This is a genomic window from Mesorhizobium sp. M0437 (assembly GCF_040321335.1).
Classification (GTDB): Bacteria; Pseudomonadota; Alphaproteobacteria; order Rhizobiales; family Rhizobiaceae; genus Mesorhizobium.
In genome coordinates this window covers 1-12,372 of the sequence record NZ_JAMYRK010000063.1, presented here as the reverse complement: position 1 = coordinate 12,372, position 12,372 = coordinate 1, and the positions used below count along the sequence as shown (strand labels likewise).

The window sequence follows — 12,372 nt, the reverse complement described above, 5'->3', positions numbered from 1 at the left end:
CATCTTGAACCAGACCGCGATCTTCTGGCCGATGCTGGCGCAGGTGCTGCTGGTCTATATCGTCTATATCGTAATGGGCCGGCGCCGCTATGGTGCGGTCAGATCGGGCGAAGCCAAGACCGGTCAGTTCAAGACGCGCTCGACGGAGCCTGGTTCCAGCGTCACCGTCGCCGACAATCTGAGCAACCAGTTCGAACTGCCGGTGCTTTTCTACGTCTTATGCTTGACGCTGCACGTGACCAATGGCGTCAATTACCTGACCTTGGCACTGATGTGGATCTTTGTCGTCTCTCGCTATTTTCACGCATCGGTCCACTTGACCAGCAATCAGCTAATCCTGCGCAGCAGGGCATTCTACCTGGGCGCGGTGGTTCTCGCACTTGGCTGGATATGGGTGGCGCTGCATCTGCTCGGCTTGGTCTGAGCAGATCAAGGCTGCACGTCGAACACAGCGATCTTGCGCTTGTCGAACCTGATGGCGAGTTCACCGCGCACAAGCTTGAGCGCGGCCTCGCCGAAGACGGCGCGCCGCCAGCCTTGCAATGCCGGCACGTCGGCTTCCTCGCCCTCGGCAGCGATGCGGTCGATGTCGTCACTGGAGGCGAGTACCTTGGATGCGACGCCCTCCTTTTCGGCAACGATCCGCAGCAGCACCTTCAGCAACTCCGCCGCGGCGCTTGACCCCTCCGGCGGCTGGAAGCTCTTCGGCAGCTTCGGCATCTCTTCCCTGGGCAGGGCAAGGGCAGCGTTTACCGCGCCAAGCAGTGCCGTCGCCGTCGACGAGCGCTCCCAGCCCTTCGGCGTGGTGCGCAGCTTGCTCAGCGCCGCAGCGTCGCGCGGCGCCTGCTGCGCCACTTCGTAGATAGCATCGTCCTTGAGCACCCGGCCGCGCGGCACGTCGCGCTCGCGCGCTTCGCGTTCGCGCCAGGCGGCCACCGCCTGCACGATCGCCAGTTCCTGCGGCTTGCGCAGCCGCATCTTGAGCCTCTTCCAGGCATCCTCGGGATGCGGATCGTAGGTCTCGCGCGAGGTCAGCACGTCCATCTCCTCGTTCAGCCAGTGGGCGCGGTTTTCCCGCACCAGCTCGGCGCTGAGATGCTTGTAGACCTCGATCAGGTGGGTGACGTCGGCGAGCGCGTAGTCGAGCTGCTTTTCGGACAGCGGACGGTGGCGCCAGTCGGTGAAGCGCGAGGACTTGTCGAGCCGCGCTCCGGTGATGCGCTGCACCAGCTGGTCGTAGGAGACGCTGTCGCCGAAGCCGCAGACCATTGCCGCGACCTGGGTGTCGAACACCGGATGCGGCACCAGATCGCCGAGATGCACGATGATTTCGATGTCCTGGCGCGCCGCATGGAAGACTTTGACGATCGCCTCGTTGGACATCAGCCTGAAGAACGGTTTCAGGTCGATGTCGGGCGACAGCGGATCGATCAGCGCGGTCACCCCGGGCGCTGCCATCTGGATCAGGCACAGGATCGGCCAGAAGGTCGTTTCGCGAATGAATTCGGTATCGACGGTGACGAATTCCGCCTTTTCGAAAGCGGCAATAGCGGTCTCGAGTTCTTTCTGGGTGGTGATGACGTGCATCAAATCGCTTTTGGCAAGGGATAGGGTCTCTTTCAATTTCAGCCGCGCGCGCTTTCGTCAAGCGCAAGCACCTCTATCCAGGCTTTGCGGGTTCATCGGGATCGGCATTCCGCTTCGCCAGCCGGGCAAAAACCGTCGAAGTGCGCAACAGCGCCGTAAAACGGCTGCGATGGGTGGCCGGCACGGCGGAGCGCGCCTGCATCCGGTAAAGGATGACGGCCACGAAGATCGCATAGACGGTGGCGCTGAACACGAACAGCGCGCTCGGCCCGAAAAATTGCATCACCGTCGAGGCTGCGAACGGCCCGCCAATGGCGCCGAAGGAATAAAACAGCATCAAGGCCGCGTTGATCAGCACGAACTCGCCCTTGTCGGCGCGGTCGTTGGAATGCGCCGCTGACAACGAATAGAGCGGCATGGCGAAGCAGCCGAAGATGAAGACGAGCAGGAAGTTGAGAAACGGGCTGCCGCCTGCCACGAATGCCAGCGCCAGTGCCGCCACCATCGCACAGCACGTCGTCATCAGCAGCACCGAGCGCCGGTCCCAGCGGTCGGAGAGATAGCCAAGCGGGTATTGTATGATGGCGCCGCCGAAAATGCCGACGCTGACGAAGGTGACGACGTCGGCGACCGACATGCCGATCTGCTCGGCATAGACCGGCGACAGGGTGCGAAAGGCGCTGTTTGTGACGCCGACGGCGATACAGCCGAAGCAGCCGAGCGGCGAGATCCGCCAGACGCGCGCCAAATCGAGCTTGACGTCTTCCGGCGGCGTCGGATTGGAGCGGTCGCCGAGCGAAACCGGCACCAGCGAAACGGTGATCATCATCGACATGATGGCGAAGATGGCAAAGCCGCCGGCGCCGAAGATCGGGATCAGGAACTGGGCGCCCGTCACCGAGCCGATGTCGACCATCCGGTAGATGGCAAGCACCCGCGCCCGGTCGGTGTTCGTGACGCCGGAATTCAGCCAGGCTTCCATGATGGTGAACAGGCCGGCAAAGCAGAACCCGCCGGCAAAGCGCACGGCGCACCACATCACCGGATCGATGACCAGCACCAGAAGCAGCGTTCCCGCCGAGGCGATCGCCGCGAGTGCCGAAAAGGCGCGCACATGGCCGACGGACTTCATGATGCGGGTCACGGCAAGGCAGCCGAGCAGGAAGCCGGCGAAATAGAACGTGCCCATCAGGCCGATCGAGGAAGCGGGAAAACCTTCCTGCGCACCACGCAGCGCAATCAACGTGCTCTGCAGGCCATTGCCGCCGAGCAGGATGCCGGCGGCGATCAGGAGGGGGATCAGCGGGCGGATGGAGGACATGAAGGAAAGCCTGTCGTTGATCCTTCTTGAACCATCGCCTTCGCCAATGCCAGCGGCAATTCCCGGTGGCGTTGGGGCCAGCCGGGGGCCTTAACGCATGTCGCGCAAAAGTGTGCAGCGGTTTTGCGATAACGACATGCATAAAAACAAGAACCTAAAGCGCGTCGCCGAGGCCGATCGAACGCGACACGTTTTAGGTGCATTAACGAGGGGGAACTTGCGCTACCGCGTGGCGCCGGACCCTCCGTGTTGGGAACCAAGGCGTATCTTTGTAGTTCAGTGCTGGTGGGCGAATGCGCGTCTTGTGAGCTGCCGGTGTGCGGAGATGGTGTCAGGCATCGACGTCGTTTCTGCTGCCCGGCCTGAAGCTCCAAAGGGAGGTCCGCCATCATGAAATTTCATTCCGCATTTGCGGCATTTGCCGTGGCCGCAGTTCTGGCGGCCGGGCCGGCGCGGGCTGTCGACCTCGTCATGGTGTCCGGAGATACCGGCAACGGCCAGAGAATCCTTCGCGAGATCCTCGATCAATACGAGAAGACGACCGGCAACAAGGTTAGCGTCGTTCCGCTGCCCCCCTCGGCGACGGACCAGTTTGGCCAATACCGGCTCTGGCTTGCCGCCGGAAGCAGCGACGTCGACGTCTATCAAACGGACATCATCTGGGCCCCCCAGCTTGCAAGGCAGTTCATCGACCTGACCGAAGCGACCAAGGATGTCGTTGGCGCCCATTTCCCATCGATCATCAAATCGCAGACCGTGGACGGCAAGCTCGTCGCCTTGCCGATATTCACCGACGCTCCGGCGCTCTACTACCGCAAGGATCTCCTCGACAAATACGGCGCCAGGGTCCCGGCCAGCTGGGCTGAACTTGCCGATACCGCCAAGCTTGTCATGGATAAGGAGCGCGCGGCCGGCAACAAGGACATGTGGGGTTTCGTTTTCCAGGGCAACGCCTATGAGGGGCTGACCTGCGATGCACTCGAATGGGTGAAGTCGAACGGCGGCGGCCAGATTATCGAGCCGGACGGCACCATCTCCATCAACAATCCGCAAGCAGCTGCGGCGCTGGAAATGGCGAGGAGCTGGGTGGGAACCATCTCACCGCCCGGCGTTCTGGCCTACCAGGAAGAAGAGTCGCGCGGAGTCTGGCAGACCGGCAACGCCGTCTTCATGCGCAACTGGCCCTACGCCTACGCGCTTGGCAACAGCGAAAGCTCCCCCATCAAAGGCAAGTTCGAGGTGACGACGCTGCCGCCGGGGTCTGGTGAGGGCGCGCACCCGGCAGCAACGCTTGGCGGCTGGAATCTCGCGGTTTCCAAATATTCGAAGAACCCGGATGCAGCGATCGAGCTGGTCAAATGGATCGCCTCGCCTCAGATGCAGAAGTACCGCGCCTTGAAGGGGGCATATCTGCCGACCATCCAGGCACTCTATGACGATGCCGACATCGCCAGCGCCCAGCCGGTGATTCCGCGCTGGAAGGAAGTCGTCCTCAACGCGGTGCCGCGTCCCTCGGCCCAAGCCAAGAGCCGGTACAATGAGGCATCGAGCGAGTTCTGGACCGCCGTCCACAACACCATTTCCGGCGAGGGCACAGCCGCCGACAACCTTGCCGATCTGGAGTTCTCCTTGACCAGGCTCAAGGGCACCGCCTGGTGACCTCGCCGCGCTCAGGCTCGCTGCTGGCGCGTCAACGTACGCGCTCGGCATGGCTGTTGCTTGCCCCGATGCTCATCGTGCTCGCCGCCGTTGCCGGTTGGCCGTTGATGCGCACGATCTATTTCGGCTTCACCGACGCCTCGCTCGCCGACCTCGAAGCCCGCCGCTGGGTTGGCTTCGCCAACTATTTCTCCGTCGTGCAAATGCCGAGCGGCCGCGTCGTCTATGACGGGCTGCTCGCCGATCCGGTCTGGTGGCGCGCCGTCTGGAACACGGTGCGCTTCGCGGTGATTTCGGTGACCTGCGAGACGGTGCTCGGCATGATCGTCGCGCTGGTGCTCAACGCCAGGTTTCGCGGCCGCGGTATCGTGCGCGCCGCGATCCTCATCCCTTGGGCGATCCCGACGATCGTCTCGGCGAAAATGTGGCAGTGGATGCTCAACGACCAGTTCGGCATCATCAACGACGTCCTGCTCAAGCTCGGCCTGATCAGCACCAAGATCGCCTGGACGGCCAGCGCCGACACGGCGATGGTCGCCGTCCTTGTTGTCGACATCTGGAAGGCGACCCCCTTCATGGCGCTTCTCATTCTCGCCGGCCTCCAGATGCTTCCACAAGAAATCTACGAGGTCGCCAAGCTCGACGGCGTCGGCGCGTGGAGAATTTTCTGGAAGATCACTTTGCCGCTCATCCGACCGGCGTTGATGGTGGCCATGATCTTTCGCGGTCTCGATGCCCTGCGCATCTTCGATCTGATCTACGTGCTTACGCCAAACAACATACACACCAAGTCGATGTCGGTGTTTGCCCGCGAGAGCCTGTTTGAGTTCGACAAGTTCGCTTCCGGTTCCGCCGCCTCGACGCTTCTCTTCCTTATCCTCGCTCTGCTGACCATGCTCGTTCTTTGGCTCGGCCGGATACGACTGGACAAGGACTATTGATCATGGGGGACAACTGACCATGTGGATCGTCAAGCGCACGGCTTTCTACCTCCTCGTCGCCGTTATCGTCGTCGTCGCGGTGTTCCCGTTCTACTACGCCATCATCACCAGCCTGAAATCGGGGACGGCGCTCTTCCAGATCGACTATTGGCCGAAGACGATTACCTTCAGCAATTACAGGACCGTGTTCACCGAGGGGACCTTCCTGCGCAACCTCGTGAACTCGCTGTTCATCTCGAGCGCCGTTGTCGTCATTTCGCTGTTCCTCGGCGTCACCGCCGCCTATGCGCTGGCGCGCATCCGCTTCCGCGGCCGCTCGGCTCTGCTCCTCACTATCCTGTCCGTTTCGATGTTCCCGCAATTGGCGGTGCTTGCCGGGCTTTTCGAGCTGATCCGCATCTTCGGCCTCTACAATTCGCCGTTCGCGCTGATCTTGTCCTACATGATCTTCACCTTGCCGTTCACCGTCTGGGTGCTCACCGCCTTCGTTCGCGACCTGCCGATCGAGCTGGAGGAAGCGGCGATCCTCGATGGCGCCACGCCCTGGATCATCATCAGCCGCGTCTTCCTGCCGCTCATGTGGCCGGCGCTGGCGACCACCGGGCTTCTCGCCTTCATCGGTGCGTGGAACGAGTTCCTGTTCGCCCTGACGTTTACCTCCAGCAACGAGCAGCGAACCGTGCCGGTCGCCATCGCTCTGCTCTCCGGCAGCTCGCAGTTCGAGATCCCGTGGGGCAACATCATGGCCGCATCGGTGATCGTCACCGTGCCGCTCGTCGTCCTCGTTCTCATCTTCCAGCGCAAGATCATTTCCGGTCTCACGGCGGGCGGGGTGAAGGGGTGAGTGCATAGTTGAACTGCCGGCACAGAGCAGCGAACTCAGATTGACGCCTCGAGCATAAATTGATGCCGGTGGGACTCGACCCGGCTGCAGCTTGCCTTGACAAATGCACCCTCTCATGTGCTTTTCGCGCAAATTTTCAGGCTGGGCCATCATGCCTTGGCCGCAACCCAACATCCGGACTTTAAGAATGACAATGCATCGTTACCGCAGCCATACCTGTGCCCAGTTGAGGAAGGCCGACGTCGGCTCGACCGTTCGCCTGTCGGGCTGGGTGCATCGCGTGCGCGACCATGGCGGCCTGCTGTTCATCGATTTGCGCGACCATTACGGCCTGACCCAGATCGTCGCCGATCCGGATTCGCCCGCCTTCAAGATCGCCGAGACCCTGCGCGGCGAATGGGTCGTCCGCGTCGACGGCGAGGTCAAGGCGCGCCTCGCCGACACCGTGAACCCTAATTTGCCAACCGGCGAGATCGAAGTCTTCGCGCGCGAGATCGAGGTACTGTCGGCCGCCAGGGAATTGCCCCTGCCGGTCTTCGGCGAGCCGGATTACCCAGAGGACATCCGCCTCAAATACCGCTTCCTCGACCTGCGCCGCGATACCCTGCACAAGAACATCGTCGCGCGCACCAAAATCATCGCCGAGATGCGCAAGCTGATGGGCGAGGTCGGCTTCACCGAATTCTCGACGCCGATCCTGACCGCCTCGTCGCCGGAAGGGGCGCGCGACTTTCTGGTGCCGTCGCGCATCCACCCCGGCACTTTCTATGCGCTGCCGCAGGCACCGCAGATATATAAGCAGCTGATCATGGTGTCCGGCTTCGACCGCTACTTCCAGATTGCGCCGTGCTTCCGCGACGAGGACCCGCGCGCCGACCGTCTGCCGGGTGAATTCTACCAGCTCGACGTTGAGATGAGCTTCGTCGAGCAGGAGGATGTGTTCACCACCATGGAGCCGGTGATGCGGGGGGTGTTCGAGACCTTTGCCGCCGGCAAGCCGGTGACGGAGAAGTTTCCGCGCATCGCCTATGATGTCGCCATGCGCAAATACGGCACCGACAAGCCGGACCTGCGCAACCCGATCGAGATGCAGGCCGTCTCGGATCATTTTCGCGACTCTGGCTTCAAGGTATTTGCCAACATCCTTGCCAACGATCCGAAGGCCGAGGTCTGGGCCATTCCGGCCAAGACCGGCGGGTCTCGCGCCTTCTGCGACCGCATGAACTCATGGGCGCAAGGCGAGGGTCAGCCCGGCCTCGGCTACATCTTCTGGCGCAAGGAGGGCGAGAAGCTCGAAGGCGCCGGGCCGCTGGCCAAGAACATCGGCGAGGAGCGCACGGAGGCGATCCGACAACAACTCGGCCTCGCCGATGGCGATGCCGCCTTCTTCGTCGCCGGTGATCCGAAGAAGTTCGTCTCCTTCGCAGGAGCGGCGCGCACCCGCGCCGGCGAGGAGCTCAATCTTGTCGACCGCGACCGCTTCGAATTGTGCTGGATCGTCGACTTCCCGTTCTTCGAATGGAACGAGGAGGAGAAGAAGATCGACTTCGCGCACAATCCTTTCTCGATGCCACAAGGCGGCATCGATGCGCTTAACGGCGAGGATCTGCTCGGCATCAAGGCGTTCCAGTACGACATGGTCTGTAACGGTTTCGAGATCGCCTCCGGCGGCATCCGCAACCATCTGCCCGAAACCATGGTCAAGGCGTTCGAAACCGTCGGGCTGGACCGCGCGACGGTCGAAGAGCGCTTCGGCGGCCTTTATCGCGCCTTCCAGTATGGCGCGCCGCCGCATGGCGGCATGGCGGCCGGCATCGACCGCGTCGTCATGCTTCTGGTCGGCGCCAGGAACCTGCGCGAAGTGACTATGTTCCCGATGAACCAGCAGGCCTACGACCTGTTGATGAGCGCGCCGTCGGAAGCCAGCCCGCAGCAGCTTCGCGAATTGTCGCTGCGCGTGGTGGCGACGAAGAAAGAGGTTTAGAAAACGCTCCGAACCGGTGCTGTTGATTCATAAAAAAGCCCGGCATCGCTGCCGGGCTTTTTGCTTGAAGCCTGTCTCGGTCAGTCTTCGTTTGCCGTAACCGTCACGCCGAGCGTTTTCGGCAGGTCGAGCGGGTTGGACATGGCGCCCGCCATGATCAGCGCGAACGGCACCGCTGCCGGCGGCTCGGCCGAGACCTCGATGCTTTGCGGATCGTCGAGGAACTTGTTGACCGCGGCCGAAACCTGCGCGGTCAGTTCCGGATTGTTGAGCTGCGCCATGCCGAAGGGCACGATCGCCTTGGCCTGGTTGGCGATGTCCTTGCCGGACATGCCTTGCTGCTTGCCGGCATAATCGAGCACCTTTTTGGTCAGCGAATCGTCGTCGAAGCGGATCGAGGCGCTGTTGAACGAAAGCTGCTGCAGCAGCCCGAGCATGGCCATGCCTTGCGCCGAATTGTCGGCGCCTTCGGGCTGCGCTGCCATCTTCTTCTGCATCTCCTGCAGTGATTTGATGACGTCCAGCGTGTAGCCGCCGAGATCGAAGGTCATGCCGAGCGTGCCGGCATTGTCGACCGATATTTCGTATTTCGACAAGTCCATCCTGCCGTCGGTAGGCTGCCAGGTGCCTTCCATCTCAAGATTGCCTGTTATGTTCTGGTAGCCGAGTGCGTTGATGACTTCCTTGGATTTCGGATCTTCGACCAGGGTCAGGTCGGCAGCGAATTTTTCCGTAGTGCCGGAAAACGCCATGGCCTTGCCGTCGGCCGGCGGCGTGATTGCGATGGCAAGCCCGTCCATCGAGAAAGCAGTTTTGTCAGCCACTTTGACTGTCATGTTGTCGATCTCGGCCGATTTGTACATCATCAGCGAGCCCAGCGGACCGGTTGCGCCTTCGGCCGGAACCGTCATGTCGTGGATGACGAAGGGGCTGAGATTGAGCGTGACGCCATCTTCGCTGTGTTCGAACGGCGACGTCGATACGGTCGCGATTTGATAGCCGCCATTGGCTTCGGTCACACCTTCGAGCTTGACGTCGCCGATCTTGAGCGCCTCCTTTTCGGCCGCCGGTTTGACCGCTACGCCTTGCAGAATCATGCTGGAGGTGTCGCCGGTTACTCCGGTCCAGGAGAGGTCGACACCCTGCGCGGCGAGGGCAGCCTTCAGCCGGTCGGCGACCGCGGTATCCTGCGCGAATGCCGCATTTAGCGGCAGCGTCAGCAAAAAGGTCGAAAAAGCCAGTCTCTTAACAAGTGTCGAGTGTCTTTTAATAAGTGTCGAGTGTCTGATCGTCATCGAGAGCTCCCCTGAGAGTGTCCTGAAATTCTTTTCAAATCGTCGCGTCGTCACCATTCGGTGACGAACTGGACCGGAAAAAGGCGGGCCTCGGCACAATGGTCGAAAATCGCGGCCAAAGGCAAACCCGATCCATCAGCCTTGCGATAGAAGCAGGATGTAACGGATTGATGTTGGCCGGCGTCGCGACGCTTCCAATTCCTGTTGCATAATGGGTGTCGCGCAAAAATGTGCAACGGTTTTGCGATAACGACATGCATCAAAACAAGGACCTAAAGCGTCGCATGGGGCCGGTCGAACGCGATGCGCTTTAGGAGCACGCATACCGGTGTGCCTCTTGCCGCGAATCACCCGCTCGGCTAGTGCCAGCCCATGGGAAAAAGGCTTTTGCCGCCCGAGAGTGGCGGCGGCGACAATATTGAGCCGGTCGATCTGAAGAAGGCGCTGGAAGAGCGCTATCTCGCCTACGCGCTGTCGACCATCATGCACCGGGCGCTGCCGGACGTGCGCGACGGATTGAAGCCGGTGCATCGTCGCATCATGCATGCCATGCGCCTGTTGCGGCTCAACCCCGACCAGGGTTTTGCCAAATGCGCCCGCATCGTCGGCGAGGTGATGGGCAAATTCCATCCGCATGGCGACCAGTCGATCTACGACGCGTTGGTGCGGTTGGCGCAGGATTTTTCGATGCGCTACCCGCTGGTCGACGGGCAGGGCAATTTCGGCAATATCGACGGCGATAACGCCGCCGCCATGCGCTACACCGAAGCGCGCATGACCGAAGTGTCGACGCTGCTGCTGGAAGGCATCACCGAGGACGCCGTCGATTTCCGCCCGACCTACAACGAGGAAGACGAGGAGCCGGCCGTGCTGCCCGGCGCCTTCCCGAACCTGCTCGCCAACGGCTCGTCCGGCATCGCCGTCGGCATGGCGACCTCGATCCCGCCGCACAATGCGGCCGAGCTTTGCGACGCCGCGCTTCACCTGATCGATCATCCGGATGCGCCCGTCACCAAGCTGATGGATTTCGTGCAAGGTCCGGATTTCCCGACCGGCGGCATCATCGTCGACAGCCGAGCCTCGATCCTCGAAGCCTACGAAACGGGTCGCGGCGGCTTTCGCGTCAGGGCGAAATGGAGCCAGGAGGACCAGGGCAGGGGCACCTGGAACATAGTCGTCACCGAAATCCCCTATGGCGTCCAGAAGGCCAGGCTGATCGAAAAGATCGCCGAGCTCTTGATGGCGCGTAAGCTGCCGCTGCTCGAGGACATCCGCGACGAGAGCGCCGAGGACATCCGCGTCGTGCTGGTGCCGAAGAGCCGCTCGGTCGATCCCGGCATCATGATGGAATCGCTGTTCAAGCTGACCGAGCTCGAAAGCCGCTTTCCGCTCAACATGAACGTGTTGTCGCGCGGCAAGGTGCCGAACGTGCTGTCGCTGAAAGGTGTGCTCAAGGAATGGCTGGAGCACCGCCGCGACGTCCTGATCCGCCGCTCCAAGCACCGCCTCGGCGAGATCGAAAGGCGGCTGGAGATCCTCGCCGGCTATTTGATCGCCTACCTCAACATCGACGAGGTGATCAGGATCATCCGCGAGGAGGACGAGCCCAAGCAGGTGATGATGGCGCGCTGGTCACTGACCGACACCCAGGCTGAAGCCATCCTCAACATGCGGCTGAGAGCGCTGCGCAAGCTCGAGGAATTCGAAATCAGCGAGGAATTCAATGGCCTGACCGGCGAGAAGAAGCAGATCGAGGCACTGCTTGCGTCCGACGCCAAGCAGTGGGCGACGATCAAGTGGGAAGTCGCCAATGTTCGCCAGAAATACGGGCCCGACACCGAGATCGGCAAGCGCCGCACCGAGTTCGCCGACGCACCCGAGCATGACCTGACCGATATCGCCCACGCCATGATCGAGCGCGAGCCGGTCACCGTGGTGGTTTCGGAAAAGGGCTGGCTGAGGGCCATGAAAGGTCATCTGACCGACCATTCGGCCCTGACCTTCAAGGAAGGCGACAGCCTCAAGCTCGCCTTCCACGCCCAGACGACCGACAAGGTGCTGGTCTTCACCACCGGCGGCAAGTTCTACACGATCGGCGCCGACCGGCTGCCGGGTGGGCGTGGCCACGGCGAGCCGATCCGCATCATCGTCGACATGGACAACGACCAGGATATCGTCACCGCTTTCGTCCATGATCCCAAGCGCAAGCTGCTGCTGGTGTCGCATGACGGCAACGGTTTCATCGTGCCGGAAGAAGAAGTCGTCGCCAACACCCGCAAGGGCAAGCAGGTGATGAACGTCAAGGCGCCCGACGAAGCCCAGCGCTGTGTGAGCGTCGCCGGCGACCATCTCGCCATTGTCGGCGAGAACCGCAAGATGCTGGTGTTCCCGCTGGCCGAGATCCCCGAGATGGGACGCGGCAAGGGCGTGCGCCTGCAGAAATACAAGGATGGCGGTGTCCTCGACCTCAAGACCTTCACGCTGGCAAGCGGCCTGTCCTGGCAGGATTCGGCAGACCGCACCTTCACCAAATCGCGTGACGAGCTTGCCGAATGGATCGGCGCCCGCGCCTCGGCCGGCCGCATGGTGCCGAAGGGTTTCCCGAGGACTGGCAAGTTCGGGTGAAGCGGTAATCTCCCCCCTCGAGGGCAGGGGAATCGCATATGGCGATTTTGGGGTTGAGTTTAGGCTGAGAAAGGATTCTTTGGAGAGGCAGTTGAGCGAAGGAGCGACTGCCATTT

At 61.8% G+C, this 12,372-nt stretch carries 9 protein-coding genes; 6 read left to right on the top strand and 3 right to left on the bottom strand.

All coding sequences use genetic code 11. The features are described from left to right. Positions 1-4 precede the first annotated feature (4 nt). Positions 5-424, top strand: a complete 420-nt coding sequence (locus NKI72_RS27790) for an MAPEG family protein (RefSeq protein ID WP_352501492.1) — start codon at positions 5-7, stop codon at positions 422-424. Between the two features lie 5 nt (positions 425-429). Here the strand turns inward: NKI72_RS27790 and rnd are convergent, their stop codons facing one another. Next, entirely contained in the window at positions 430-1,587 is a 1,158-nt protein-coding gene (rnd, locus tag NKI72_RS27785) for a ribonuclease D (protein WP_352501493.1), read from the bottom strand. Between the two features lie 73 nt (positions 1,588-1,660). Beyond that, positions 1,661-2,908 carry an MFS transporter gene (locus NKI72_RS27780; protein WP_023674455.1) on the bottom strand — a complete coding sequence of 416 codons (1,248 nt, stop codon included), beginning with the start codon at positions 2,906-2,908 and terminating at the stop codon, positions 1,661-1,663. 390 nt (positions 2,909-3,298) lie between these two features. On the opposite strand from NKI72_RS27780, the gene NKI72_RS27775 reads away from it, so the two are divergent. From NKI72_RS27775 to aspS, 4 genes are all read left to right on the top strand, one after another. Beyond that, the gene (locus tag NKI72_RS27775; protein ID WP_352836428.1) at positions 3,299-4,567 is read left to right on the top strand and encodes an ABC transporter substrate-binding protein; all 1,269 of its coding nucleotides are present in this window, start codon (positions 3,299-3,301) and stop codon (positions 4,565-4,567) included. A 68-nt stretch (positions 4,568-4,635) separates the two neighbouring features. Beyond that, positions 4,636-5,508, top strand: coding sequence for a carbohydrate ABC transporter permease (locus tag NKI72_RS27770; protein WP_352472057.1), 873 nt, complete (start codon positions 4,636-4,638; stop codon positions 5,506-5,508). Between the two features lie 19 nt (positions 5,509-5,527). Continuing rightward, a complete protein-coding gene (locus NKI72_RS27765; RefSeq protein ID WP_352472041.1) occupies positions 5,528-6,352 on the top strand; it encodes a carbohydrate ABC transporter permease in 825 nt (274 codons plus the stop codon). A 193-nt stretch (positions 6,353-6,545) separates the two neighbouring features. Continuing rightward, entirely contained in the window at positions 6,546-8,336 is a 1,791-nt protein-coding gene (gene aspS / locus NKI72_RS27760) for an aspartate--tRNA ligase (protein WP_352820089.1), read from the top strand. An 80-nt stretch (positions 8,337-8,416) separates the two neighbouring features. Here aspS and NKI72_RS27755 read toward each other — a convergent pair whose 3' ends face one another. Beyond that, positions 8,417-9,631 carry an aq_1923 C-terminal domain gene (locus NKI72_RS27755; RefSeq protein WP_352836425.1) on the bottom strand — a complete coding sequence of 405 codons (1,215 nt, stop codon included), beginning with the start codon at positions 9,629-9,631 and terminating at the stop codon, positions 8,417-8,419. Positions 9,632-10,003: 372 nt separating this feature from the next. Here NKI72_RS27755 and parC point away from each other — a divergent pair, with 372 nt between their 5' ends. After that, positions 10,004-12,256: a DNA topoisomerase IV subunit A gene (gene parC, locus NKI72_RS27750; RefSeq protein WP_352836422.1), complete on the top strand. Its 2,253-nt coding sequence runs from the start codon at positions 10,004-10,006 to the stop codon at positions 12,254-12,256. Positions 12,257-12,372 lie beyond the last annotated feature (116 nt).

Coding starts and splice junctions, on each gene's coding strand:
- rnd (WP_352501493.1), bottom strand. CDS start 1,587: ATGCACGTCATCACCACCCAGAAAGAACTCGAGACCGCTATTGCCGCT.
- NKI72_RS27780 (WP_023674455.1), bottom strand. CDS start 2,908: ATGTCCTCCATCCGCCCGCTGATCCCCCTCCTGATCGCCGCCGGCATC.
- NKI72_RS27775 (WP_352836428.1), top strand. CDS start 3,299: ATGAAATTTCATTCCGCATTTGCGGCATTTGCCGTGGCCGCAGTTCTG.
- NKI72_RS27770 (WP_352472057.1), top strand. CDS start 4,636: ATGCTCATCGTGCTCGCCGCCGTTGCCGGTTGGCCGTTGATGCGCACG.
- NKI72_RS27765 (WP_352472041.1), top strand. CDS start 5,528: ATGTGGATCGTCAAGCGCACGGCTTTCTACCTCCTCGTCGCCGTTATC.
- aspS (WP_352820089.1), top strand. CDS start 6,546: ATGCATCGTTACCGCAGCCATACCTGTGCCCAGTTGAGGAAGGCCGAC.
- NKI72_RS27755 (WP_352836425.1), bottom strand. CDS start 9,631: ATGACGATCAGACACTCGACACTTATTAAAAGACACTCGACACTTGTT.
- parC (WP_352836422.1), top strand. CDS start 10,004: ATGGGAAAAAGGCTTTTGCCGCCCGAGAGTGGCGGCGGCGACAATATT.